The following is a 26818-nucleotide window of genomic DNA, read 5'->3' as shown; positions in this document are numbered from 1 at the left end:
CGGCGCTGGCTGGATAACCCCAGGTCAGACGCCGCACACAATCCTCTATCGCACGAAGTACCAGGGGCTTTCCTGCACGGTGGGTTCCAGCGCGATGCCGGTGCGTTCCTTAAACAGATCCATGTCCTGAGATTTTTCGGTCCACCACGCGTTGGGCTTAAAGGTCATGCTCTCAATGACATGACCGACAAACACACTGTTGCGCAGCTTGGAGAAGTCGGTGTTCATGATCAGGATGGATGCGAGCACAAGCACAATGCCCAGAACCTTGATCGCGCCGGCGGACTCGGCATAGACACCAATGCCCACCAGTACGGTGACGACCGTCTCGAATGACATTACGACGGGAACTTTCGACGTCTCGAGCCCCATGGACAGACCCTGCATATATAAGATGTAGGCCACGGCTGTGGGGATGAGTCCAAAGCCAAGGAACAACAACAACAGCTGTGGCGACATTGCCGCAGCGACATCCGGCCACGGAGCCGCGATGGCCGCCATAACCGCACCGCCAAAAACAAAACCCCAAAACGTGACAGCCAGCGGGTGGACCGTCTTGGTTGCTATTCGGCTAAACACCGCGAGCGACGCACCACAAAGGCCTGCAATCACGCCCGACGTGACGCCCCAAACCGAAAAATGGAAACCGGAAAGGTCGCCATTGGTCACTGCAAGTACACAGCCAACGATGTTAAAGACAATGGCAACGAGCTTGTTGGGGGTCACGTCCTCGCGATAAAGCACGCGGCCGAGCACGACGCCAAACACCGGCGAGGTATAGAGCAGCACCGAGGCCGTGGACATGCCCACCTCGCCCATGCACTCGTAATAGCAGGTGTTGGCGGCGGCCAAACCGACGATACCGACAAGCGCGCAGGGAACAAGCTCTTTAGGGCTTGCCTTGAACAGGGCCAGCGGACCCTGAGCCACGGTAGACCCCTCACCCGGACGGCAGCCCATAAACATCAGGACCGGTGCCAAGATAAGCGCTCCGACCAACAAGCGAAAGGCGGCCATGCTCTGGGACGAAACGCCCATGGCCGAGATGCCGTTTACAAAGATTCCGATGCTGCCCCACATAAGCGCGGCGATCAGCACCAGCACATAGCCCAGATTGCTTTTCTTCAACGCAGCCTCCTCGGTATTGTTTCCAATATGTTTCACACTACGTTATAGTCGTTATATACATTTTTCAAGACACAAATCGGCGAGCGGGAAAATCCGCTCGCCCACACACTCATTGGGTACTCATTAGGGACGTACTTAAATGAGTAGTCGTTGGGGACGTCCTTGGATGACTAGTCATTTAAGAACGTCCAACGACTAGGACTGTCCCCAAGTGCCACATCTGGACCAAGGCGACGCCGATGCTTTGGCAACGCCAGCGAAAACCCACCTGAGCGAGCAAGGTGCCTTGAAGCGAAGCGGCATTGACCTTCTGGTCATGCCGCTGAAGCTGAAAGGCAGATTGCCGCTCAGGTGGGTTTGCAGCGTCGGCCCGTTACGCGGTTTGGTAAAACCGCGTAGCTCTTAGTAGTCCAGCTTCCACATGTAGCGGCGCGTCATGTAGTCCTTGTGGGTGACGGCAGAGAGCGCGCGCATGTACACGTTGTTGAGGATCGGGGCAAAGATCAGGTGGTTGAAGTACTCGCTCACGCTGTCCTTGATGTCGTTAAGGCCGAGCTCCTTGGCGTCGAGCTGATAGACGCGCTCGCCACCGTACTGGTTGACGAAGCGGATGCCGCGCTCGTCGTTGCAGCGGCTGCGGCCGACGCTGATGAGCTGGAACAGCGAGGTGCGCTTGTCCAGGATCTCGAAGGGGCCATGGAAGAAATCGCAGGTGTTGATGGTGCAAGAGTCGATCTGCAGCATCTCCTGCACGTTGCAGATGCTAAAGACGTAGGCGGCACCAAAGAGCGGGCCCTGGGCCATGACGTTGATGCAGGGCTTGTCGGCGTTCTGCTCGGCCCACTTGGCAGCGAGCGGACGGGTGTACTCGACGGCCTTACGATAGATGGGGTCGACCAAGTCAAACGCGGCCATAGCGGTCTCGTACTCGGCATAGCCCTCGGTCTGCTGCGTGAGCTCCATGGCGATCATGGTCACGACGGCGGAGTTGGTGCGACCCATGCAGGACTCGTCGACGGCCAGGCTGTCGTACTGGATCTTGTAGTCGCAGACCTCGGTGAGGCCGGACTCGTCAACATAGATGGCGATGGTACTGGCGCCGTGGTCCTTGGCGACCTGGGCGGCAACGATGGTCTCCTTGGTGCCGCGCATGGACACGACGACGGCCAGGGTGTTCTCGTTGACGTAGGCCGGGGTGGCGTGCACGAACTCGTTGCTGGTGTAGCTGGAGCTCACGACCTGCGTGGCCTCGTGCTCCATAAAATACTGAGCAGGATAGTTGCCACCGTTGGATCCGCCAGCGCCAATCCACACGACGCGCTTGATGCCGCCCTTGTCTGCCTTGTCAGCCAAAACCTGGGAGACGACGTCCTTAACCTGTTCCTGAGTAGTCATCGTGCATCAGCCTTTCTTCTCGTTTGATGCTCTCGATGGCATACAAGTTACATACATGTTTTAACGATGTCGACTAGTTGTATGCTATATTTGACTTAGAAATTTTGCTGCTGTGGTTTTCGATTGCTCGTTACCAGCGGTTTTGTTGTTGTATTAAATACATGCTTGCTTAGATAGGCATACAAGTTAGATATAGGTTGGCAATATGAGCGTCTCATCTAAAAAGAAACTGAGCCAATACGAGCGCTTGGCGGGCATGTTGCGTGACCGCATCGCCGCCGGCATCTACGCACGCGGAGACAAGCTGCCGTCCGAGATGGAACTCATGGACGAATCGGGGCTGTCGCGCAGCACCGTGCGCCACGCCCTTAAGGTTCTCGTTGATGAGGGCCTGGTGCGCACCGAGCGCGGGCGTGGCGCCTTTGTGGCCGACACGCCCGCGCTCCACGAGAACAACCTAGTGTTTTCGAGCTATACCAAGCAGGTCGAAGGTCAGGGCATGAAGCCCACCACGCGCACCGTGGACTCGGGCTTTGCCAAGGCGGCCGGCAGCATAGCTAAGTTCTTTGACGCCGCCGTGGGCAGCAAGCTCGTCAAACTTGTCCGTCTGCGCTACCTGGACGACGTGCCGCTGTGCCTGGAGACCACCTACCTGCCGCCAAGCTTCGAGACGCTCATCGATCGCGATATCAACGGTTCGCTCTACGCGACGCTGCGCCAAGAATTCCATCGCGCGCCGGCACAGGGGCATAAGACCTTTGAGGTGTGCTACGCCTCGCAAAACGAGGCGTTTTTGCTCAACGTCGAGCGCGGGCAGGCACTAATCCTGATCACCGACTACGTCTACGACACCGACGGCCGCCCGCTCCATGTCTCCAAGCGCATCCAACGCACCGACCGTGCCAAATACACCGAACCCATCGGCTAACCAACACCAAAACCACCACAAAGGGGACAGGCACCTTTGTGGTGGTTTTAGGCGAGGAGGTCGGGGAACCAGGTTGGCTTAGGTTGGTTAGGGACGCGCTCGGCCAGGACCAGCTCCATCCAGCACATGTCGTACCAGCGGCCGAACTTTTGGGCGCAGCGGTCGAAGGCGCCCACCAGGCGATATCCCATATGGGCATGGAAATCCTGGCTGTTGTGCGTCAGGTACTCGTCGTCCTTGTCGTGCGGCACGGCAATGAGCGCGCACATGTTGGTGATGCCCATCGCGATCAGACATTGCTTGAGCGCGTCGTGCAGCTTGCGGCCCAGCCCGCCGTGGCGCACATCGCGCGCCAGGTAGATCGATGTCTCGACCGACCAGTCGTACGCCTCGCGGCTGTTAAGCGAACTCACGTAGGCATAGCCTACCGGACGCCCGTCCAACTCCATCACCAAATATGGATAGCGCTTGAGCGTACGCTCGATGCGCCCAGCGAACTCCTCAACGCTCGGCACCTCGTATTCGCAGGTAATCGCCGTCTGGCGCACATACGGCTCATAGATGGCAAGCAACGCCGGCGCATCATCGGGCGTCGCCAGGCGAATCGTCGGCTCGGACATCTCGGTCATACAACCCTTCTCCCCAAAAGCAAAGGCCGCCCTGCGCCAAGCTCAGGCGCAGGGCGGCCCCTTGTCATTACATCAGGCTACAGGACAGCCGCCAACGCGTCGATATCCTCCTGCGTCGTGGCCCAGCTGGTGCAAAAGCGCACCACCGTGTGAGTATCGTCGTACTTTTCCCAGTACTCGATCGAGGCATGCTCGCGAATGCGGGCCATGTCCTCGTTGGGCAGAATCACAAACTGCTGGTTGGTCGGCGTCTCCAAGAAGAACTGGTAGCCGCGCTCGTGCAGCACGCGACGCAGCGCCTGAGCGGTCTCAATCGCCTGGCGACCAATCTCAAAATACAGGCCATCGGTAAAAAGGGCCTCGAACTGCACACCCGTCAGGCGGCCCTTGGCAAGCAGCGCGCCGTGCTGCTTAATACGCGGAATGGGATGCGCCGGGGTGTGCATGCCGCAAAACACCACAGCCTCGCCGCACAGAGCGCCGCACTTGGTGCCGCCGATGTAGAACACGTCGCACAGCTGCGCCAGCTCGGGCAGGGTAATGTCGCACTCATCGGCCGCCAGCGCATAGGCCAGGCGGGCACCGTCCACAAACAGCGGAATCTCGCGCTTCTGGCACACTGCGTGAATCGCCGCGAGCTCGGCCTTGGAGTACAGCGTGCCGTACTCGGTCGATAGGCTCACGTACACGGCGCCCGGGAACACCGTGTGCTCGTAGCTCTCGTTTTCGTAGAACACCTGGATATAGTTCTCCAGATCCTCGGCGTGCATCTTGCCCTCGTAGCCGGGGATGGTGAGCACCTTGTGACCGCCAAACTCGATGGCGCCCGCCTCGTGGCAGGCGACGTGGCCGGTCTCGGCAGCAACGACGCCCTCGTACGGCGCGAGCAGCATGTCAATCACCGTCGCGTTGGCCTGCGTGCCGCCCACCAGAAAAAACACGTCGGCATCGGGGGCCTGACAGGCCTCGCGGATAAGCTGCTTGGCACGCTCGGTGTGCGCATCGGTACCGTAGCCGGGCTGCGGCTCCATATTGGTGTCGACGAGCGCCTGCAGCACTGCCGGATGTGCGCCGTGGGAATAATCGTTGTTAAACGCGAGCATGGCAATCCTCTCTTACCGGGTATCGGCCAGATGATTCAAACGGAGCTATTGTACGCCGTTGGGATAGGCAATGCGTGCGGCAAGGCACTCAAGTGCCAGTACCAGGGCAAAACCGCAGCTCACGTCACTCAAAAAGTGCGCGCCGATCACGATGCGCCCAAAGGCGACGAACGCTGCAACAACAACCGCCGCCCAAAAGATCACGCGGCGACGCGAAGGTTTTTCCTTAAAGGCTGCCGCGGGAAGCCCGGCGAGCATAAGGCCGATCGCCGCATGCGCCGTGTGTCCGCTCGCAAACGACTTGAACCCGTCCTTGATCACGCCGGCGGCGATATAGGCCCACTTGTCGGGGTTGCCGATCACCCACCACGGCTGAAAATTGAGCCCCGGCGTGACCTCGATCACGCGCATGCGCGGGCGCGACCATAACGGCTTAACAATGACGTTGAGGATGATGGCCTGAGCGACCCACACGGCCAGCACCATCAACGCCCAGCGCGTAAGCTCGTCGGGCTCGGTCGTGCGCGTGAGGCGGTAGGCGATGAAGTTGGCTGCGATGACCAACGCAAACGTCAGAACCAGCTGAAACGCAATAAGCTTGCCGCCGACGCGCAGCGATCCGATAATCTCGTAGCCGACCAGACCCACGTTGATCAAAACGCCCAGCGCAGCGAGCCACTTGCTCACCTTGGAGTCGGAACGCACCGCGCGCACGAGCATAACGCCCGCGACGCTCGCCGTCAGCTCGAACGGTAGCTCGCCGGCCGCCTCGACAAAGCGACCGTACATGCTGCCGATGTTGAACAGCGCACTCGAGATCTGATAATCAAAGAAGCTGCCCACGCCCAGACAAAGGCACAGGACGGCCGCGATAATAGCGACATCTTTCTTATAGATGTATCCGAACATGCTTTCCTTTCGATGGGGCTGGAATCAACCTGCGAGGTGGCGGGGCAAAGAACAACTGGTAGCTATGCCCCGCCACGCCCCTACTTGTTAGTCATCGTCGCTCGTGCCTAATTGCTGCAGCAGCATGAGTGCCGCGGCCACCGGGCCGGTGCCGTCGTTGGCGTCGAGGCCGCGACCCAGGCCACTGCCCGCGCCGGCGCCCGCCTTGTAGGGCACCGACAGCTTGCGGCTCTTGGGAAAGTTCACCGCGCCATAGCGGGTCTTAAGCTCAAAGGCCACCTTCTTGGGCACGTCGACGCCCAAAAACGTGATGCGTCCGCCGCTGAGCGTGACGCTCTCGAGCCCCAGGCGCTCGCCGCGGATACGGATACGCGCGCGGTTGAACAGATTGAGTCCCGCCAACGGCAGCTCGCCATGCGCGGCCTCGGTCTCTTCCTGCACCTCGTCGATGCTCTCCAGGTCCTCGGCCGCTGCGAGCTTGCGGTACACGAGCACGCGCTGGTCCACCGCCGGCAGGTACTCCTCGGACAAGAAGTAATCGGCCGGCAGATTAATACCCACGCTCGCCGCCTCCACGCCGGCGTCGTCATCGCCGCGCGCCTCGGCCACGGCCTGGCCCAACATCTGCGTAAACAGATCAAAGCCCACGCTCGACAGGTTGCCGTGCTGCTCAGCGCCCATCAGCGAACCGGCGCCGCGAATCTCCAGGTCGCGCATGGCGATACGCATGCCGCTGCCCAGGTCCTGGAACTCGGAAAGTGCAGTCAGGCGCGCCGTGGCCTCCTCGGTGAGCGGCAGCTCGCCCGGGAACATAAAGTACGCGTAGGCCTGCGTGGCAGAGCGACCCACGCGGCCCTTGAGCTGGTAGAGCTGTGCCAGACCCAAGCGCTGCGAGTCCTCGATGATCAGCGTGTTGGCGGTCGCGTTGTCGATGCCGCTCTCCACGATGGTCGTGGCGATGAGCACGTCGATCTTTTTGGTCGCGAACTCAATCATCACGTCCTCGACCTCGCGCGGGCTCATCTTTCCGTGCGCCACGCCCACGCGCGCCTCGGGCGCGGCCTCGTGCACGCGCGCCACGGCGTCGTCGATGGTCTTGACGCGGTTGGACACGTAGTACACCTGGCCGCCGCGGCCCACCTCCAGGCGAATCGCCGCGCTCACCACATCGGGGTCGTACTCCCCCACGTGCACGATCACGGGACGACGCCCAGTCGGCGGCGTGGTGATCAGGCTCATGTCGCGCACGCCGCTCGTGGCCATCTGCATGGTTCGCGGAATAGGCGTTGCCGAAAGCGTAAGCACGTCAATCTGCTCACGCAGGTTCTTGAGCTGCTCCTTGTGCTGCACGCCAAAGCGCTGCTCCTCGTCGATGATTACCAGGCCTAGGTTCTTGGGGTTCACATCGGCCGAAAGCAGACGATGCGTGCCGATGAGCACATCGATCGTGCCCTCGGCAAATGCCTTGAGCGCGCGCTTTTGCTGCGCCGGCGTGCGAAAGCGGCTGAGTACCTCGACTTCAAGGCCAAACGGGGCAAAACGCTCAAAGAACGTCTCGTAGTGCTGCTGGGCCAGAATGGTCGTGGGGCAGAGCACCATGACCTGGCGACCGGAGTCCACGCACTTAAACGCCGCGCGCAGGGCGACCTCGGTCTTGCCAAAGCCCACGTCTCCGCACAGCAGGCGGTCCATGGGCTTGGGCGCCTCCATATCGGCCTTAATGTCAGCGATGGCCTCCAGCTGATCGCGCGTCTCGTCGTAGGGGAAGCTCTGCTCCATCTCGATCTGCTCGGGCGTGTCGGGCGGGCAAGCGATACCGGTAATCGAAGAGCGGCGCGTATACAGATCGACCAGGTCAAACGCCAGCTTTTTGGCGTTCTTGCGCGCCTTGTTGGTGGCGCGCGTCCAGTCGGCGGTGTTGAGCCTGGTCAGGCGCGGCTTGTCGCCGTCGGGGCCAACATAGCGTGTGATGCGGTCAACCTGCTCGAGCGGCACGTAGAGCTTGTCGCCGTCGGCATATTCCAGCAAAAAGTAGTCGCGCTCCTTGCCGCCCACTTCCTGGCGCGCGATCTCGCTAAAGAGCGCGATGCCGTGAGTGGCGTGCACCACGTAGTCGCCCGGCTTAAACGGAAACGTGATCTGCGTAATGTCCACCTTGCGGCGGCTGCGCGCGCGGTTGGCGTCCATGCGGGCGTTGAGGTCGGCGATCGAGAACACGGCCAGGTTGGCATCGGGCACCACCACGCCCTGCGGCAAGGCGGCATCGACAAAGGTCACGCGTCCGCGCGAGATGGTGGGCACGGTGGCGCCGGCGGCAGCCTGGGCGGCACCTGCCTCGAGCGAGCGGGCGTTGAGCGCGTCGGCCTTGCGTTCGCGAATTGCAGCATGAGCATCCTGGCGGACAGCACGATCGGCAGAATCCGCCGCTGCCACGCGCACACGGTCGCCAATAGCGCCCGCGTTTTCGGGCGCGGCCGTCAGCGACTCCTCAAAAGTAATACCCTCATCGCCAAAGGTGAGCTCCATCGACTCGCGCGCACCGCGGTCGGGGATGGCAAATACGCAGGCATAGCGCTTGCCCACGACCTCCTGGATGCGCGTCATAAAGCGATTGTCCGAGCCCGCGATGGCCGGCTGCTCAATCTTGAGCTCTGCCGTCACCGCACCGCCGGCACGAATCAAGCTCACGTAGTTAAGGCGCTGCTGGGCACCAAAGTCGAGTTGCTGGGCACGCACGTACAGGCCGTCCAGACGGTCGACCCCCGCCTCGCCGGCACGCGCCTCGATATCCTCGTAGGCGCGCAGGCAGTCGTCGAACAGCGAGCGCGGCTCGGACAGCACCACGAGCGCCTTGCCGCTCACATGCGACAGCGGGCTCACGGTCTGGCCGTACATCACCGGCAAAAAGCGGTCGAGCTCGGGCGTGACGATGCGTGCATCCACCATCTCGAGCAGCGCCGCCAGCTTACTGTCGTCCTGGCTGGCACGGCAGAGCGCCACATGCATGTTGTGGACGGCGTCGTCGGTAAGTGCGAGCTCGCGACAGGGGAAGATCTCGATGCTGTCCTCGTTGCCGATGGTCTGGCCCGTGGAACTCACCATGCGGCGGATGCGGTCGATCTCGTCGCCGAAAAATTCAATGCGCACGGGTGCCTTCTCCTGCGCGGGGAACACCTCGACGGTATCACCGTGCACGCGGAACAGGCCGGGTGCGTCGGCGGCACCGGCATTGGTATAGCCCATGCCCACCAGGCGCTGCGGCACCTCGTCAAAAGGGATCTCCTCGCCCACCGCAAAGGTCGTGGACTCCCAGTAGCGGCTCTCGACTGGCGGCACGCAACGCAGCAGCGCGCGGGCTGAGGCAACCATAATGCAGTTGTCACCGCGCACGATGCGTCCCAGGGCCTCGCAGCGCTGCGCCACCACGGCATCGTCGGGCGCCTGCTCGCGCCACGGGTAGTCCTTGCGCTCGGGAAAGCGGCACACGTGCGCCAGGCCCACATAGGCGGCCAGGCTGCGCGCGGCGCGATCGGCAGCGTCCTCGCCGCTCACGATATAGACCGTGGGACGCGGACGGCGCGCAAACTGGGCGGCCGCCATAAGCGTGCGACCCGACTGCGACACGGCCAACGTCACGTCCTCGCCGGCATCGAGTCCGGCCTCGACGGTCTGCAGTGCCTCGGCAGTGTAGAGCTGCGCGGCTATACGGTGAATGAGCATGCTGTTCCTCCGGCATCGCAACGCCAAAAGCCCGCCGGGGCAAGCTCGGCGGGTCGTTCGTCAAATTCGTTGTCTGTCATGGTAGCGCATGAAGAGGACTCCAGCTCAGGCGTACGCCCAGCCCCGCAACAAAAACGCCAGATAGAACCGGGCTCATCGGCTTCGCCAAAATCTCCCCGTCACTTCGAACGCCGCAACCACGGAAGGTGCCCCAAGAAACGGCTATTCCTCAAAAAAGCTCGCAACGTTCAAGCGGCTCGTCCACTCGCCTATGGTGTTGGCAAAGCCGACGCGTGTGTACACGCCCGCGAAACGACCGCGATACAGGTACAGGCCTTCCATATTAGAAGCGGGCGCAAAACCAAGATCATCCACAAGTCCTTTTGGTGCCTCTCCTCGATGCGGCCCATTGACAAGCGTTCCGCGCAAGCAGGGAGTCTGATACTGCTGAGCATACTCCTGTACAATCGCCCCAGCGGCCGCAGCGCGAGCAAGCACCTGGGACCATTCCCGTTCCGTGGCATCCAAGCCGGCAACAACGCCAACCGCGTTGTAGCCGCCGCACGGCTTGACAATCCATCGATCCTTTTCGGCAAATCTCGACAACTGGGCGCTTTCGTCCAAAATCTCGGTATAGGGCACATGCTCCCGTACAAACGATTGCTCCTCCGGGCTCAACAAGGACTGACCGGCCCGAGACCACAGAAATGCAAATACGGTCTTAGTCGCACACGGCCACGTTCTAAAACCACCAACGATGCACGCGAGCCCTTCTTGAGCCGCCTCGATTAAGGCCGAGCGTCCGTCGCACGGCTTATCCCACAGCTCGCCGGTCACCGCGCGCCGCCAAACGCAATCAATAGGACCGGCGGCATCGCACAGCCGCCTAGCACCGCTCTCGTCTTCGCCAATCCGCAGGTCGCGCACATCCGCAAAGCGCACCACCACACCCCGTCGCCTCATAAGGTCGACAAAATGAGCCGCATCTTCCAAGTCGATGCTTTCCGAATAGTCGACGATTGCCACCGAAGCAGGATATATTTTTGATTGCGGTGCATAGAGCCCCTCGTCAACGCGGGTCCCGTCGTCCGATCGTGCACTATCCTCGGTGCGGCGAGGATGGGCCAGCTTCCACTCTGCATAGGTCTCAAACAATGCGTCTATCCAGCTACCGCACAAATCGTACTGCCGAAAGCCGGGGTGGTCGGATGCAAACTCCTCAAAGGAAGGCGTCATTCGCACCGCCTGACAGACCGCATCGGTCACTACCATTCCGGCACTGCCGTCGGTATTGAGCTCGCAAAACGTATACGAACCGGCATCTTCGTCAAGAAAGATATCAACACGCGCAAGGGGAATTTGGCAATCATAGCCGGCATCCATAGCGCACAGGTCAGCAAAAGCCGGATCCATGCGAAACCACGCACGCACGGAGGCATCGGAACAAAACGCCCGCGTCACCTTGTCCATAATGCCGTACATGCGCTCGGCGGCCTCCTTAAGAAGCGCCGTCATATCCATGTCGAATATCTTTGGCGTCAGAGCCCAGGGCGCAGGATCACCATGGTAGAGCGCATGGGTTTGAGACAAGTATTCGTCGCCTTTGCGACGACCAGGTAGGTCACCTTCGCGCGTGCGTACGATGCGTTCAAAATAATCTTCGAGCTCTCGCGTCTTCAATGTTGCCACGTTACCCTCCATTGCTTGATTTTTTGCTCATGCTACGCCAGCACGCACGACTTCGGCGCGCTTGAATAGGCTTCTAAATTAGCAACACATTTTTGCATGAGGCGGCAGGAGGCGACAAATACTCCAGCTCAAGCGCATGCCCAGCCCCGCAACAAAAACGCCAGACGGACGAGTCGCCTGGCGTTATCAGAGTGAGCTATACGCCGAGTCTAATCGTAGACGCCCATTTTAAGCAGTGTGAAGGTCGGGGCGCCGTCACCCTGTGCGACGCGGACCGTGCAAGTTTCGGTACGGCCCCTGGATGCATCCGCTTGAATTGCGGCGATGAACTGGTCCTTTGGCAGGCCGTAGGTGCTCTCGGGGATGTCGGAAGGAAGTAACGCACCGCCAGCACTGTAAACCTCATAGGTGAGCTCGTAGATGTTGTCGCCAAGGTCAGTCGCGCCCGTAACGATGGCACACGATGGGTTGTAATTTCCCTGGCCGTATTCCTGCTTCAGATACAAGTACCCGTCATGCGCTTCGGCCGAATCGGCAAGCATCTGCCCACCCGACCCTTTATCAAAGGTCATGTCAGCATCCGAGAGCGTCAGACCCGTCAGGCGATTGAGTTCCCTATTGATCACATCGGTCGCCATGCGCTGATAGTGACCGTTGTCATAGTCGCCTTTCTCGATTCGATACGGCGCGTTGTCAATAAAATGGCACCAGATAAACTTGACCAGCTTGTATTTCTCGTCATCAGAAAGTCCGTCAGTCGAATCGAAGCCGCCCGCCTGATACCAGTCCCGATCGAAGTGTTCCTCCGTAAAGTTCGACAGGAACAGGTTTGCGGCGGCATAAGTTGCCTGGTCGTTGAGGTCGACTTTTACGCTGCCGCCCGTCTGCTCGGGCTCTTCCGGCTCTTCTTGCTCTTCAGCAGGCTTCTCCTTGGCGCTTCCCTTGTCCTTGTGCTCGGCCGAACCCTCGTCGGACCCAAGTACTGTAATCTGCGATGAATTGCCCTGCCCAAGCGGACCCAGCACGCCGGTCAGCGCCAGCGCAGCGCCACCGGCCACAAGCACGCCCGCTATACATATGCCGATAATCACCGCGCGCTTATACGACTTCTTCTGCACGGAAGGCATCCCTGCCGCCGGCATCGGTGCGGGCTCAGCAGGCGCGGCCGCCGGAGAGGCAGCGCCCATGCGTGCCCCGCAGTTCGTGCAAAAATCGGTTCCGTCGGGCATCTCGGAGCCACACTTGGTGCAAAACATATTCGGGCATCCCCTTACAACAAACGGCATCTGCCGTCATCATATTGAGCCCTCGCGACCCAAATGTGTTGCGCAACATTGGCCAAAGCCTTCGGACGCCGGCAAAACGTGCCGGGCCCTACCCCGTCACGCGCACGCTGGGGCAAAGGTCTGCCAGCGGGCACTCGTCGCACTTAGGTTTGCGAGCGTCGCAGATCTCGCGGCCAAAGGTGATCCACTGGTGGTTGACCGACTCCCAATACTCGTGCGGCAAAATCTTGAGCAGATCTTGCTCGGTCTTGAGCGGCTCTTTGGCATGCGTCTTGGGGCTCAGCATCAGGCGGTGCGCGATGCGGTTGACGTGCGTATCGACCGCGATGCCCTCGACAATGCCAAACCCCACGTTGAGCACGATGTTCGCCGTTTTGCGCCCCACACCCGGTAGCTTGACGAGCTCCTTCATGTCGGCCGGCACCTCGCCGCCGTAATCGGCAACGATCATCTGCGCGGCCTCCACGGCGTGCTTGGCCTTGCTCTTATAAAAGCCGAGTGACTTAATGGTGTCGGCCACATCGGCCACGCTCGCCCCCGCCATGGCCTCGGGCGTGGGCCACTGGGCAAACAGCCGCGGCGTCACCTTGTTGACCTGTGCATCGGTCGTCTGAGCCGAGAGCAGTACCGCGATGAGCAGCCTAAAGGGATTCTCGTGGTCCAAGAAGCACTCGACCGGGCCATAGCGACGGTTGAGGCGCTCGCACACCTCAACGGCGCGCTCGCGTTTGGCGGCATTGGTCTCGCGTGGCATAGCGTCTCCTCAGCTCAGCGGCACAACAAACTACAGGCACGATTGTCCCACGTCCGGGGCGCTTACACCTCCAAAAATGCGCCGGTCTGGCGGCCCCACAGGCTTGCGTACTCGCCGCCCGCCTCGACAAGCTGTGCATGCGTACCGTCCTCGACAATCTCGCCGTCCGCCAGCACCACGATGCGGTCGAGTGCCGCCACGGTGGACAGGCGATGCGCCACCACAATAGAGGTTCGACCGCGCATCAGGTTCTCGAGCGCCTCCTGCACCAACGCCTCGGACTCGCTGTCCAGGGCAGAGGTCGCCTCGTCGAGCACCAAAATCGGCGCGTCGGTCAGGATAGCGCGGGCGATGGCCACGCGCTGGCGTTGTCCACCCGAAAGCTTAACGCCGCGCTCGCCCACCATGGTGTCAAAGCCATGGGGCAGGCGATCGATAAACTCCAGGGCATTGGCCAGGCGTGCCGCCTCGCGAATCTGTTCGTCGGTGGCGTCGGGACGCCCGTAGGCGATATTCTCGCGAATGGAGCGGTGGAACAGCAGCGCCTCCTGAGGCACGTAGGCAACCTGGCGGCGCAGGCTCTGCTGCGTGCAGCGCGAGACGTCTTGGCCGTCCACGAGCACGCGGCCACCCTGTACGTCGTCCAAGCGCAGCAACAGCTTGGTGAGTGTTGTCTTGCCCGAGCCCGATTTGCCCACCAGGCCCACGCGCTGGCCCGCTGCCACATGGAGCGTCAGATCGTCGAACACGTTCTCGCCCGCCGCGGCGTCACGGTATGCAAAGCTCAGGTGCTCAAAATCAATCGCGCCCTCGCCCACCTTGAGCTCGGGGGCGTTCTCGTCGTCTGCCACCAGACGCGGCTCGTCCAGCACGCGCGTCATCTCGGCCGCATCGCCGAGCGCGCGGTTGATGCGCTGCATCATGGAGCTCACATAGTTCAGACGCATGGTGAGGTTGTACGTATAGGTAAAGATCATGACGAGCGCGCCGGCAGAGATGCCAAACCACGCGTTGCCGCCCGCCACGAACACACTCACCACGGCCATGGTGATAACGATAAGGCCCGAGGTCGTAAAGTTGCGTTGCATCATGGCGTGCATCGAAACCGTCTCGGCGTCGCGCGCGGCACGGTCGGCGGTATCGAATAGGTCACGCTCAAAGTCCTCGCGCCCACAAGTCTTGACGGCCAGGATATTCGTGACCGCATCGGAAAGCACACCCGATAGCTTGTTCTGCGCGGCGGACGTCGCGGCCGAAAGCGGCATGATGCGTTTGTACATAAGCCAGACAAACGCGATGTAAACGACCATGATGCCCACCAGGATCACGGTAAATGTGGGCACCACCGGGGCGAGCGCCGCTACCGTGCAGACAACCGAGGTGATAGTGGGGATGAGCGAATACACCGTCACGTCCACCAGCCCCGTGTAGCCGCTCATAAAACGACTCGTCTGGCTCACGAGCGATCCGCCAAATCGGCTGGTGTGGAATGTCATGGATTGATTGGAGAGCGTGTCGAAGCACAAGCGCGCCAGGTGATAGTTGCCCGCAATCTCGAGCTTGTAGACGGTGTAGTCCTGCAGCTTGGAGAGGATCTGGCCTACCAGGTTAACGAGCACGAGCGCCAGAATGTAGGGACCAAAGACCTCGAATACTTGATCGCCCGCCACGGGACCCGCTTGGACACGGTCGACGATGAGGGCCATCACATAGGTGTTGGCAAACGTGAGCAAAAAGATGTAGCCCGCCGACGAGAACACCGAGAGAAAGACAATCAGCGGCTGCGTGCGCGTGACGTCCCAAAAACGCTGCAGCGTGCGGCGCACGGTGGAGCGTTTGAGCGGACTGGTGTTTCTCTGAGACATGGGCTTCCTTTCGCGTCTGATAGGGCGAAACGCCATTGTTGCACACTAAAGCGCACTTCAGGCAAGTGCGACGCGAAAAGCGTCCGCGCCCCGCGCTTGCGCAGGCGCTCCGCCGTCAGATGCAGCTAGTCCTCGTCTTTTTGGTCTGCGAGCAGCTCCGCGGATGTGAGCCCCAAGATCTCGTCGGCCTCCTCGGCATCTTCCAGCGCGTCGATGTCCTTGAGCTTGCGCTCCATAACGTTGGTGCGCGTGGTGATGATGCCCTCGACCGTTTTACCCGCGGTCTCGATCTGCTGCTGGGCACGACGCAGCGCCGCCTGATAGCGCGGCAGCTCGGCCTTGACGGCAGAGAGCACACGCAGCACGTCGTCGGTGCGCTTTTGCAGCCTAAACGTCTGGTAGCTCATCTGCAGGCTGTTGAGGATGGCCGCCATGGTGCTGGGGCCGGCAACGTTAACGTGATAGTCGCGGCCCAGGGTCTCGATAAGCCCGGGGCGGCTGACGACCTCGGCGTACAGGCCCTCAAACGGCACGAACATAATGCCAAAATTGGTGGTCGCGGGCACGCTCAGGTACTTTTCGCAGATGTCCTTTGCCTCGCGTTTCACCATAGCATCGAGTGTCTTGCGCGCGGTGGCCACAGCTTCGGCATCACCCGACTCTTGCGCGTCGAGCAGATGCTCGTACGCGTCGCCCGGGAATTTGGAGTCGATCGGCAGCAGCACGGGATCGCCCTCGTCCACCGGCAGCTTGACGGCAAACTCAACGCGCTCCGAGGCGCCGGGCTTGGTGGCGACGTTTTCCAGATACTGGTCGGGCGTAAGGATGTCCGCCAGGATCGCACCCAGCTGTACCTCGCCCAAAATGCCGCGCGCTTTTACATTGCCCAGCACGCGCTTGAGGTCGCCTACGCCGGTGGCAATGGACTGCATATCGCCCAAACCCTTGTACACAGCCTCGAGCTGGTCGCTCACCTGCTTAAACGATGCGGACAGGCGATCGTTGAGCGTACGGGAGAGTTTCTCGTCCACCGTCGCGCGCATCTGATCGAGCTGCACGTTGTTGTCCTTGCGGATGGCGCTCAGCTGGGCATCGACCGTCTCGCGAACCTTGTCCAGGCGGTGCTCGATACCCTCGCGGTTGGCGCCAAGCTGTTGGGCTGTCTCGCGGCGCAGGTCATCCATACGGTCGCCGGCCTGCGAGAACTCACGCGCGATGGTCAGGTAGCGCTGCTGCTCTACGGCCGCATCGGTCGTCTGCTGCTGCGCGATGGCATTTGCCGTGCGGCGGGTTTCGGCCAAAGCGACGTTCAGGGTGTCGAGCGCATTGTTGGCCTGCTCGAGCGCAGCCAGCATCTCTGCCCCGCTATCGCCGCGCTCCTGCAGCTCGACGCGAAGGCCCTTGAGCTGCAGGGCACAGGCCGCAGCGACCCCCACCGCCACCAAAGCAATCACAATAAGTGCAATATCAATTGCAGACATAAACTCCGCCCAACAAACCCAATCGATCATCAATCAAAACCGCGATCAATCTTACCCCGCCACACGCACCGGGCGCCCGGCCCCTTCTTGGGCGCCCCTCTCCTCCGCATATTCCATAATGCGGCGCGCCGTCTCCCTGCTCACCTTTGAGTCATCACCGGCTAAATATGCGTACACGTTTCCCTTATTCAGATTCAAATCGCGGCAGAGACCGTAGCGCGTTACACCCGATTCCTCTAGCGCTCCCAACGTTCTTTTTCGCATCAGGGCGTTGATTCTTCTGTCCGCCACTGGCTTTTCCTTCACCGCTCTATACGCACGCCAAACGTTGGCATAACGATTAGGAAGTTTGTCCTCGGCGCATAGAGATGCCAGGCTACCCGTTTGGGCGTACAAGGACAAAACGCCTCGGTAACCCTCTTCCATCCACGAACCCTCGGATAAGCCCAGAACGTATTCGGCTTTACCCTGTGCCAAAGCGAGCAAAAACAGGGGCTCCGCCACGCGCGGCGCAACCGTCGTCGCTTGCTTAACCAGTTTTCTAAAACTGAGCGACTGCTGTCCGGATAGCTCTCGGCAATAGCCTTTTAAGAATCCCTCAAAGGTCAGATTCAACCGAGCACCTCCTTTTTGTATTGGCTGTATGCGCAGACCATCTCTTGATAACTCCGCTCCGAAGGCGACGACGCCAGCGCCTCGCCCTCGTCGAATATAAGCCGTTCGAGCAGTCCCCAATCAAGTCGGTCGACGAATGCCTGGCTATGAAGATCGATGATGTCGTTCGGACGACAGGCATAGAGCTTCATTACCGCCAGGTCCTCCAAGGATGGCGTAAAGTACCTGATAAAGCGCGCCCCAATATCCAAGGGAATCAAACGATCTTCGTAATTGAACGGCATCTGATTACAATATGCCACCGCCATACCATTCACCTCGGGGTATCGAGCTATGATCTCGCGGAGGCACCTATCTGCCTCAAACACATCAATGTCATGTGTAACCGAACGATCCGTCACATCGTTTAGCATGAAGGCGCTTCCTCCCACCAATACAACGTTCGGCCTGTCGTCTCTTGGACCTATTTCCAGCTCCGCCTCTTCGTCAATGCCCAAAAGAGTCTGCTCTAAATCCTGCTTATACATAGCAAATCCTATTATTATTTATCTTCAATAATACTATTCAGTCGCACGACAGGACCCACAGGATGCAAGAATTCTGCTCGTGGCGATAATTCGTACACCCTGGAAGTCCTAATGTGACAAACGCTAACTCTCCCAGCCGGCGCGGATGGTTGTTGCGACATCGCCTAGGCGCTGGCCCAGGGCCGCTAGATGCTGGAGCACCTCATTGGGCGAGGCACCGTTGAGAATGCACGTGAGGGCATATGAGGCCAAGAAGATTGCCGCAAGTCCTAGCGGAATGAGCACGATCATCGCCAATGTGCGCAGGCGCTGGCCCACGCGGCGACGACGCGCACGACGCTTGTCGAACGCGAGCTCCTGCGCATATGAATCTTGCTGTACGGAATAGGCCTCTGGTGCCGATTCGCACCCGGGCACGGCTGCAGGTACAGCAGCGGGCACGACGTTTTGCACGGGCGCCTGGTTGGCAACCCCTTGCATTTGCATCTCTATAAGCCGCCGCTGCTGCCGCAGCATGCGCTCGGCTTGTTGCTGTGGGGTCTCAAGAAACAGGTCCATGTTGGCCTCCAAAATCGGAGCGTTCGACGCTTACGACCAGCATCCCGCACCGCCATGACCGCGACAACGCAATCGCCGGCAATAGCCACAAAGTTTCTTTTGCTCAAAAGCTGTCGAAAAGCTCAACAACTCCCCTACCAGCACTTTCTCTGAGCTTTTTTACCGAATGATCTTTTGCCCTTCCACCAACCCGCCAACTAACCAAAAGCTGACCAAAAGCTTGACGGAAATTGTGGAGACCGGGACCCCAAACAAAACGTGCCGCCCCATAAGGGGCGGCACACAAACCAATCTATGAGCCAAAACTCGCTGGCAAGCCCGCGCCGTCAGACCCGCGGCGTATGCCTTTGCCTCGCGCGACTCTGCGAAGCCGTGAGCGAGAGGGAAAGGGATGCGCCGCGGGTCTGACGCCCGGAGCGGTAAGGCCGGCAGTTGCCCTGCGCTCCGTGGTCGGTGGGGGCAGATTACATGCCCGAAAGACCGCGAGCAGCGGTGGCACACAAAAACGCCAAGACTAGAATCACGAGCGAACCGGCAATGTCGGCCACCACGCCCGTAAAACGACGCTCAAACAGCCAGCTCTCAAAGTGCGGGACGACATTGCGCCAAACACGCCACAGCAAGATGCCCATGCCGATAACGCCCGGGATATTGAGCAACAAAATCTCGGAGCACAAGAGGCCGATCAGGTTGCCGGTGGCAAAGCCCGCATCGCCCTCGCAGTATTTGCGATAAATCATGTACAGCATGTACGCCACAAACGGCTGTAGGCACGCAGAGATAAACGCAACCACCATCGAGGGGTCTTGAGAAAAGACATCGGTGAGCTTATCCACACTCGTGGCATCCTTAGAGGCCAGGAACAGACCAATGACTACAACAGGCACCACGCCCAAGATGACCTCGACCATCGTAAACAGTTTGGCAGTCAGGTCTTCGCTCGCCGTATTCAAATGAGGCGCCCACTCAGGATGAGCATGTGCGCCGACCTTCTTGTCCTTCTCGGCACGATCGGCCTTTTTGCCCTCAGGGACCCGACGACCAGGATCCTTGCGAGTCCCCGCCGCAGCAACCCGAGCCCGAGACTTCTTACCCATAACCAACACCTCACAAGAGGAAACGAATAGCCAACGCTACCTAGTGTACCCCACCCAAGAACGGTACCGTCCCAACCAATCCCCACACAAAACGTGCCGCCCCAAAAGGGGCGGCACACAAACTTTAATATCAGCTTTTCTGTAGCGAGCACGCAACGACCCAACGCCGGGGCGCAGGGCGGGGAAATACCTTTGCCTCGCGCGACCCTGCGGAGCCGTGAGCGAGAGGGAAAGGTATTTCCCCGCCCTGCGCCCCGCAGTCCACGTTCGTATCGGCGCTAGTAGTTCACCACCTGCTCCTCAAAGTACGCCTTCGGGTGGTTACACACCGGGCACACCTCAGGCGCCTCGGCACCAACGTGCAGGTGCCCGCAGTTCAGGCACTTCCACACCTTCACGCCCTCACGCTCAAACACCTCGCCCGACTCGATGCGCTCGACGAGTTTGTTGTAGCGCTCCTCGTGGGCCTTCTCGACGGCGGCGACGCCACGGAACTTCTCGGCGATCTCGACAAAGCCCTCCTCCTCGGCGGTCTTGGCGAACTCGTCGTACATCGTGGTCCACTCGTAGTTCTCGCCCGCAGCGGCGTCGCGCAGGTTGTCCAGAGTGCCCGGAACGGCGCCGTCGTGCAGATACTTAAACCACAGCTTGGCGTGCTCGGACTCGTTGCCCGCCGTCTCGGCAAAAATATTCGAGATCTGAACGTAGCCGTCCTTTTTGGCCTTGGATGCATAGTAGCGATACTTGGTGTGTGCCTGGGACTCACCGGCAAAAGCGGTCTCGAGGTTCTTCTTGGTTTGGGAATTCTCAAAATCCATAGGTGTACTTCCCTTCAACGCATGCCGCCCACAGACTTTGAGCGGCCTTGCTTTAAGGATGCCCTCATGCCGAGAATTTAAACCTTACAATCCCGTTCTTCAGATTCGAGTGAGCTACACACTCAGCCAACGATCGCCCTCGGAGCCGCAAAAGCCCTCGCGCTCCAGATCGGCAAGAATGCTTGCGACCAGCTCGCGCTCGACCGGCTCTCGGCCGGCTGCCGTCTCCATCTCGTTAACGCCTGCAACGGCTTCATCGAGCGTAATACCTGCCGGTTGTCCATCGCGCGCCGCCAGCAGCATGCGCACGATGTGGGCGCGCTTTTGGCGACGCGAGCCCTCAAACTTGGACTGACGGCTATAGCCCGCCGACCGCCTGGACGGATTGGGCAACGTCTTTTTTAGATATGCGCCGTAATCTAGCAACGCGTAATACCACGCGCGCGGCGTGTCGGCATCATCGAGCGGCACGGCAAAGGGAGCGATCTCGTCCGCCGACGCACCGGGGGCCGCCGGACAGGCCGCCTGAATCAGCGGCACCAGCTCGCGATCGGGAACAGCCGGCACGTCGGGAAAGAAATGATGCAGAAAGACCGTGCGCACGTTGGTCTCCAGATACACACCCGGAAGATCAAACGCAAACGCACGGATGCCCTGCGCCGTCGCCGGGCCAATACCAGGAAGAGCGACCAAGTCACGCGTCTCACGCGGAAACTCCCCGTCCCAGTCCTCTACAACGCGCTGAGCGGCCTTGTGGAGCGCCAGAGCGCGTCGGTTGTAGCCCATCCCCTGCCAAGCGTCCAAAACATCGGAAGGAGCGGCCTGAGCGAGCGCCAGAACGGTCGGAAAGCGATCGAGCCACGCCGGCATGCGCGTCTCCACGCGCGGCACCTGCGTCTGTTGCAGCATGACCTCGGAAAGCCAGATGATATACGGGTCGCGCGTGCGGCGCCACGGAAGGTCGCGATAACGCAGGACCCCTTCCGAACGAATCATCGAACGAAAGGGGTCCTGAATCATGGCAATGCTCCTTATGCTGCGCTATTCCTCCCGGCAAGCGCACGCGCAGGTGGCGTACTCGGGAAACGCATCGCGGTCGGCGAACTTGGGATCAACAGCCGGGAACTGGCGATGGGCGACAATATCGCCGAGCGAAACGGAATCGAGATAGTCGCGCATCAACGCCTGGGCTCCGGCCCACAGGGGATGATAGCAGCACGTGCCCATGCGCGCACAGTCGCCGTCAGGCGCGGTGCAGTCGTTCATAACCATGGGGCCCTGAACAGCCTCGACGACCTGGCGGATGGTGACATCGTCCGGACTGACCTTGAGACGCATGCCACCGTGAACGCCACGCAGGCTCTCCACAATACCGGCCTGGACCAAACCGTGCTGAATCGAGCGGGCAAACGAATACGGGACATTGACCTCTTCGGCAGCGGTGCGAACAGAAAGCAAACGCTCCGGATCCTCGGCAAGCATCGCCAACATACGAAGGGCGTAATCAGTCTTCCTCGATATGTCCATTTTTCCCCTTTCAAGGAATAGGAACAGCTCGAACGAGCTCCGGGGCCGAGCTTACGTCGAGACGTCAATGACCGTATGGACGCCCAAATAGCAAAACGGGTGTCCACTGAATGCCGCGTTTGAAGCCTCTTGCATCAAAAACGGCCCACAGTGCAATTCAGTATAACCTAACCCCCTGCTTCGTTGAACAGGTGTTGCGCAACAAACGTCTTGTTTGAGCACATGTCTTAAACGGAGCTTGTCCGGGAATTGGAAGGATTTAGTTTTGGGCGAAAGGTACCGATGGGATCAAGGTCCTATCAAACGCAAAAAGCCACATCCGAAGACGTGGCTTTAATTACGTTGGCGGGAAGTACGGGGCTCGAACCCGCGACCTCCGACGTGACAGGCCGGCGCTCTAACCAAACTGAGCTAACTCCCCAGGCAGACGTTCGCGTTTGTTTCCGCTCGCGTGCGCTGCGGTGATTAGTATACACAGAAGTCTGTCCGCCGCGCAACAACTTTTTTGAAAAAATTTTTTGGCTGTCCGGGAGGGTCTCCGGGGCTGAGGGCGGGGGTTAAGTTTGCTGCTCTACAGTCCTGCGCAAGACGGAAAGCACATTAAGTGCTTTCCTTTGCGTGCGGAACTCGCGACAAACTTAACCCCCGCCCTCAGCCCCGGAGACCCTCCCTGCCGTAACATTATTCAACCAGTTTTGCGGGCGTGCGCCGCTGCGCGGCTAGCCCGCGTGCTCCTCGGCGGGATTGGTCTGATGGATTTTGTTGAACTTTGACCTTTGGCTCAAAGAAAACGGGGGACGCATCTGCATCCCCCGTTTTTGTTGCGGTTAGTCTAAGTCAATAAATTTGGTGCTCAGGATCTTGCCTTCCTTGACGAGCATTCTGGCCATGGTGGGGCCTCGGGTGCCTCTGGGGTAGCTGGCGCTGCCAGGATTGAGGACTAGGCAGCGGCCTACTTGGGCTTCTTTGGTTACGTGGGTGTGACCGTTGATGGCTACGTCTACGGATCCCACGGGCAGATCTTCACGGTAGTGGGCTACGGCGAATTTGAGGCCTTCGTAGGTGAAGATGGCCAGACGGTCTACATCCGGGCCGTAGTCGCGGTAGTAGTCGTTGTTTCCTAGGACCGCTCGCACGGGGGCGATGGTGCATAGATGCTCGTAATCCATCTCTGAGGTGAGGTCTCCGGCGTGGATGATCAGATCTGCGCCCTTGAGCTCGTCCAGAAGCGTGGGCGAAAGATAGCCGTGGGTGTCCGAGATGATGTCGATGCGCTTGGCGCTTGCACTGTTCATGGGATCCCTTCTGCAAAACCGATTCGACGTATATACAAAAAGCCCCACGGCTCCGCAGACAATTGGTCTACAGGGCTGCGGGGCCAGTGTGCTAGAGACTCAGGGCCTTCTTGAGCGGCACAACGCGGCGGCGCGAGACCGGCACGCGTTCGTCGACGCCTGTAATGCCCAGTTGGATAGCGCCCGAGGGCACCGTCTCGACATCTGTGACGCACGCCAAGTTGACGATATAGCGGCGATGAACGCGAAAGAAGCCAAAGTCGCAAAGCTTGGCCTCGAACTGCGCCAGCGAAGTCGTCGAAAGAAAACGATCATCGACGGTATAGATACAGGAGTAATCGTCCTTGGCCATGATGAAGCGAATGTCATCCACGGGGATGAGGACCTTGCGGCCGCCCTTTTCCACCGGAATGCGCTCGATGGTGGCTTTGCTGTCCGTGACGGGCTTGGCGTGCTGCATGACCTTCTCGATCGCGCGATCCAGGCGTGCCTCCTCAACCGGCTTCATGAGGTAATCGACGGCATCTACGTCGAACGCCTCGACGGCATGATCGCTATACGCGGTCACAAACACAATCGCCGGCGGATTCTTAAGCTTATGCAGCGCCTCGGCAAGCTGCAGACCAGAAGCACCGGGCATCGAGATATCGAGAAATACGACATCGACGCGGCTTTCCATCAACATCTCAATGGCGGAGCGGACGCTCGACGCCTCAGTGATCGTGCCGATCTTGCCCGTCTGCTCGAGCAAGAAGCGAAGTTCCGAACGGGCCGGGGCCTCATCATCCACAATCATCGCACGCAGCATAGGGATTAAACCTTTCGTCAACAAACTACGCTGGGCATCCGCCGCTCGGCGTTGAGCCCATAGCCTTTTATTTTACTCTTGAATGTCAAAGATGCTCTCTGACAAATCAAGATGCAGGAGCACTTTGGTGCCCTTGCCCGGCGCCGATTCGACGCGCGTATAAGAGTGCGGTCCATAAAAGCGATGGATGCGCTCAGAAATATTGTGCATGGCCACGCCGGCGCCGCCGCCTTGCGGGGAACTGGCATCGGGGCGGGCGGAGCGCTCATCAAACAGCCTGGCGGCGGTGCCCTCGTCCATGCCCACGCCGTTGTCGGCCACGGCAATCAGGATTGCGTCGTCGCCGTCTTGATGGACGGTCACATCGATCTGCAGGGCATCGCCATCGCCCATGCCATGCCGCACGGCGTTCTCGACAATGGGCTGGATTACAAAGGCCGGGACCAACGTGTCCTCGACATCCTCGGAGACATCGAAGGTCGCCAGTACGCGGTCCTCGCCAAAACGCGCCTTCTCAAACGTCAGGTAGCGCTTGGTCTGGGCAACCTCGCGCGAGACCGGGATAAGCGACCCCGAGTTGTCGAGCGTGGCGCGATAGAACGAGGAGAACTCGCGCAGCAGCTCGCGGGCACGCAGCGGGTCGGTACGCGTAAACGACGCGATGGTGTTGAGCGTGTTGAACAGAAAGTGCGGGTTGATCTGCGCCTGCAGGGCACGCACCTCGGCACGTGCCGTCAGTTCCTTTTGCACCTCGAGCTCGTGGATGGCGAGCTGCGTGGACAGGATCTCGGCAAAACCCGAGGCGAGCGCATACTGGGTACGGTCGACAGCACGCGGGGTCTTGTAGTAGAACTTGAGCGTGCCGACGGTGCGGTCGCCCACCTTGATGGGCGCGATGATGCCGGCGGGAACATGGTTGTGCGAGCCATCCGAACCCACCACGTCCACTACGCGGTTGAACGACTGCACGATGCCGTGCTCAATGACGTAGCGCGTGGCAAGCGTATGGATGGGCGAATCGGGCAGCAGCTTTTCCTCGAACTCGCCCGCGCAGGCCAGCACGTTGCTCTCATCGGTGATGGCAACGGTCATGGCACGTGTCTCGGGCAGGATACGCCGGCACACCAAAAGCGCCGATTCCTGCGTCAGGCCGCCCTTAATGTCCTCGAGCATGGCCGAGGCAACCGAGAGCGTCTCCTCGGTGTACTGGGAGCGTACCGAATCGGGATTGAGCGTCAAATAGATAAAGATGCACAGGAAGATGCACAGCAGCGCACAGGCGATCACCGTGGCAATCGGCTCAATGCCAGTCGCCAGGGCAAAGATAAAGTACACCAACACGCAAACGGCGCAGACAACGGCGATGATGCGAAAGATTGAAATTGAATTATCGCGCTGGGCGCGGCGGTCGATCATTCAGCCCCTCCAGGATGCTAATCAGTTGTGCGTCGCGCCAAAGTTCGTCCATGATCTTGGGCCAGAAACTCTGAAAACGCAGGTAGCTTGCGGCGTTTTGGCGGGCATAGGTCTTGGCCTCGTCAATACCATGACGCCAGATGCGCAGATATCCCTCGTGCTCGCGGGTAAACATACTGCGAACCATGGCGGTCTTGCGCACGCGGTCGTCGAGCTCGCGCGAGATCCACGGACCCGGATAGGGCATGAGTGATGCGGCCGTAACCGGAATGAGCTCCTTTTGGTGCGCAGCGAACGTCAGCTTGGCCCGCTCGTAGTACCAACGGTACACGTCCTGCATAAAGCGCGGCGAGCGCTTCTCGGACTCGGGCGGCAGGTGGCGCACGGTCCACTCGTTGTCGAACCACACGTCGTAGCCAAACATGCGCATGTTAAAGAGATAGTCCAGATCCTCGCCGCGGGTAATAAACGGGTCGAACGCCACGCGGGTAAACGCACGGGCATGCAGGGCCATCAGGCCGCCGCACACGTAATTGGAACGCGAGATGCGGGTGCCCGAGAGCGCCTTTTTCATCCAGCGATTGAACTCGATACGCTTGGTCCACCAGCGATGGCAAATGCCCGCTTTGTCCGTGGGAGCCAGCGGCGACCCGTCGCGATCGTAAAAGTATCCGCTCTTGACTAAAATCGGCAGGCCCTGACGCGTCTGTTGGCCCAGTGCATAGGTCGCACGTTTCATAAAGTCGGCATCGATGACGGTCTCGTCGTCATCCAAAAACACAACCGCGTCGTGCCCCAGCACCGCCGCGCAAGCAAGACCCATGTTGCGGATGGCGCCGTAGCCGCGCAGGCTCACGCACTCGCCCGAGCCTTTGGGCGCAATCTGCGCCACGCGGTCGGCAACACGCGAAGCCTGAGTATTGGTAACGATGGTGACCTTAAGTGAGGGATGCGCATTAACGATTTCGTGCACGCGATGGGATACGTCGGCCGTGGCAGAAACCGGACAGACCACCAAGAGAATGATGCGCGGAATGTCGCGCACCTGTTCGAGCGAAGTCAGGCAGCGATCGAGTTCCGAGTTGGCGGCATTGAGCGACGTCGAGTGATCGTAGGTGCCGGGAGCGTTTGCTTGGGTATCATCGCCCGCCCAATATGTTGGGATCACAACCGTGGCGTTCATACCTTTACCCTCCTTGCAACACAAAAACGGGGCGCCGCCAAACACAGGCGACGCCCCGCGACCTAGCTGGTTCCATCATACCCACTT

General features: G+C 60.1%; 23 protein-coding genes and 1 tRNA gene. 1 reads left to right on the top strand and 23 read right to left on the bottom strand.

The window, feature by feature from the left end; translation table 11 throughout:
• Positions 1–45: 45 nt before the first annotated feature.
• Both ACGHIZ_RS01355 and ACGHIZ_RS01350 read right to left on the bottom strand, forming a co-directional pair.
• On the bottom strand, positions 46–1128 hold the full coding sequence (locus ACGHIZ_RS01355) for a DMT family transporter (RefSeq protein ID WP_390448600.1): 1083 nt from the start codon (positions 1126–1128) through the stop codon (positions 46–48).
• Between the two features lie 402 nt (positions 1129–1530).
• A complete protein-coding gene (locus ACGHIZ_RS01350) occupies positions 1531–2523 on the bottom strand; it encodes an SIS domain-containing protein (RefSeq protein WP_006235139.1) in 993 nt (330 codons plus the stop codon).
• A gap of 205 nt (positions 2524–2728) precedes the next feature.
• Between ACGHIZ_RS01350 and ACGHIZ_RS01345 the strand changes: the two genes are divergently transcribed.
• The gene (locus tag ACGHIZ_RS01345; protein ID WP_390448597.1) at positions 2729–3451 is read left to right on the top strand and encodes a GntR family transcriptional regulator; all 723 of its coding nucleotides are present in this window, start codon (positions 2729–2731) and stop codon (positions 3449–3451) included.
• Between the two features lie 47 nt (positions 3452–3498).
• Here ACGHIZ_RS01345 and ACGHIZ_RS01340 read toward each other — a convergent pair whose 3' ends face one another.
• The 21 genes from ACGHIZ_RS01340 to ACGHIZ_RS01240 form a co-directional block, all read right to left on the bottom strand.
• Positions 3499–4080 (bottom strand): GNAT family N-acetyltransferase, encoded by a 582-nt coding sequence (locus tag ACGHIZ_RS01340; RefSeq protein WP_118080704.1) that lies wholly within the window; start codon positions 4078–4080, stop codon positions 3499–3501.
• Between the two features lie 77 nt (positions 4081–4157).
• A complete protein-coding gene (locus ACGHIZ_RS01335) occupies positions 4158–5183 on the bottom strand; it encodes a low specificity L-threonine aldolase (RefSeq protein ID WP_271737325.1) in 1026 nt (341 codons plus the stop codon).
• Positions 5184–5228: 45 nt separating this feature from the next.
• A complete protein-coding gene (locus tag ACGHIZ_RS01330) occupies positions 5229–6092 on the bottom strand; it encodes a phosphatase PAP2 family protein (RefSeq protein WP_390448593.1) in 864 nt (287 codons plus the stop codon).
• 87 nt (positions 6093–6179) lie between these two features.
• Positions 6180–9812, bottom strand: coding sequence for a transcription-repair coupling factor (mfd, locus tag ACGHIZ_RS01325; protein WP_390448590.1), 3633 nt, complete (start codon positions 9810–9812; stop codon positions 6180–6182).
• A 222-nt stretch (positions 9813–10034) separates the two neighbouring features.
• Positions 10035–11501, bottom strand: coding sequence for a hypothetical protein (locus ACGHIZ_RS01320; protein WP_390448587.1), 1467 nt, complete (start codon positions 11499–11501; stop codon positions 10035–10037).
• 209 nt (positions 11502–11710) lie between these two features.
• Positions 11711–12757 (bottom strand): zinc-ribbon domain-containing protein, encoded by a 1047-nt coding sequence (locus ACGHIZ_RS01315; RefSeq protein ID WP_390448584.1) that lies wholly within the window; start codon positions 12755–12757, stop codon positions 11711–11713.
• 118 nt (positions 12758–12875) lie between these two features.
• Entirely contained in the window at positions 12876–13541 is a 666-nt protein-coding gene (gene nth, locus ACGHIZ_RS01310; RefSeq protein ID WP_390448581.1) for an endonuclease III, read from the bottom strand.
• 62 nt (positions 13542–13603) lie between these two features.
• Positions 13604–15406, bottom strand: coding sequence for an ABC transporter ATP-binding protein (locus ACGHIZ_RS01305; protein ID WP_390448578.1), 1803 nt, complete (start codon positions 15404–15406; stop codon positions 13604–13606).
• A gap of 125 nt (positions 15407–15531) precedes the next feature.
• Positions 15532–16887, bottom strand: coding sequence for a DNA recombination protein RmuC (locus ACGHIZ_RS01300; protein ID WP_390448575.1), 1356 nt, complete (start codon positions 16885–16887; stop codon positions 15532–15534).
• Between the two features lie 51 nt (positions 16888–16938).
• Positions 16939–17502: a hypothetical protein gene (locus ACGHIZ_RS01295; RefSeq protein ID WP_390448572.1), complete on the bottom strand. Its 564-nt coding sequence runs from the start codon at positions 17500–17502 to the stop codon at positions 16939–16941.
• A complete protein-coding gene (locus ACGHIZ_RS01290) occupies positions 17499–18029 on the bottom strand; it encodes a DUF6036 family nucleotidyltransferase (RefSeq protein ID WP_390448570.1) in 531 nt (176 codons plus the stop codon). The genes ACGHIZ_RS01295 and ACGHIZ_RS01290 overlap by 4 nt, the downstream gene beginning before the upstream one ends.
• A 123-nt stretch (positions 18030–18152) precedes the next feature.
• Positions 18153–18587, bottom strand: coding sequence for a hypothetical protein (locus ACGHIZ_RS01285; protein WP_022095171.1), 435 nt, complete (start codon positions 18585–18587; stop codon positions 18153–18155).
• Between the two features lie 464 nt (positions 18588–19051).
• Positions 19052–19684, bottom strand: coding sequence for a hypothetical protein (locus tag ACGHIZ_RS01280; RefSeq protein ID WP_390448567.1), 633 nt, complete (start codon positions 19682–19684; stop codon positions 19052–19054).
• A gap of 278 nt (positions 19685–19962) precedes the next feature.
• On the bottom strand, positions 19963–20502 hold the full coding sequence (rbr, locus tag ACGHIZ_RS01275) for a rubrerythrin (protein ID WP_055285276.1): 540 nt from the start codon (positions 20500–20502) through the stop codon (positions 19963–19965).
• Between the two features lie 114 nt (positions 20503–20616).
• A complete protein-coding gene (locus ACGHIZ_RS01270; RefSeq protein WP_390448565.1) occupies positions 20617–21522 on the bottom strand; it encodes an adenine glycosylase in 906 nt (301 codons plus the stop codon).
• A 21-nt stretch (positions 21523–21543) separates the two neighbouring features.
• The gene (locus ACGHIZ_RS01265; protein WP_117735425.1) at positions 21544–22029 is read right to left on the bottom strand and encodes an Rrf2 family transcriptional regulator; all 486 of its coding nucleotides are present in this window, start codon (positions 22027–22029) and stop codon (positions 21544–21546) included.
• 343 nt (positions 22030–22372) lie between these two features.
• Positions 22373–22450: transfer RNA gene (locus ACGHIZ_RS01260), tRNA-Asp, on the bottom strand.
• Positions 22451–22856: 406 nt separating this feature from the next.
• On the bottom strand, positions 22857–23324 hold the full coding sequence (locus tag ACGHIZ_RS01255; RefSeq protein WP_390448562.1) for a YfcE family phosphodiesterase: 468 nt from the start codon (positions 23322–23324) through the stop codon (positions 22857–22859).
• A 91-nt stretch (positions 23325–23415) separates the two neighbouring features.
• The gene (locus ACGHIZ_RS01250; RefSeq protein ID WP_118238181.1) at positions 23416–24132 is read right to left on the bottom strand and encodes a LytTR family DNA-binding domain-containing protein; all 717 of its coding nucleotides are present in this window, start codon (positions 24130–24132) and stop codon (positions 23416–23418) included.
• A gap of 72 nt (positions 24133–24204) precedes the next feature.
• Positions 24205–25548 (bottom strand): histidine kinase, encoded by a 1344-nt coding sequence (locus ACGHIZ_RS01245; RefSeq protein ID WP_118238179.1) that lies wholly within the window; start codon positions 25546–25548, stop codon positions 24205–24207.
• Positions 25520–26731 carry a glycosyltransferase gene (locus tag ACGHIZ_RS01240; protein WP_390448558.1) on the bottom strand — a complete coding sequence of 404 codons (1212 nt, stop codon included), beginning with the start codon at positions 26729–26731 and terminating at the stop codon, positions 25520–25522. The genes ACGHIZ_RS01245 and ACGHIZ_RS01240 overlap by 29 nt, the downstream gene beginning before the upstream one ends.
• Positions 26732–26818 lie beyond the last annotated feature (87 nt).

The organism is Collinsella sp. i05-0019-G5 (genome assembly GCF_042851345.1).
Classification (GTDB): domain Bacteria; phylum Actinomycetota; class Coriobacteriia; order Coriobacteriales; family Coriobacteriaceae; genus Collinsella.
This window is presented reverse-complemented; position numbering and strand designations above follow the sequence as displayed.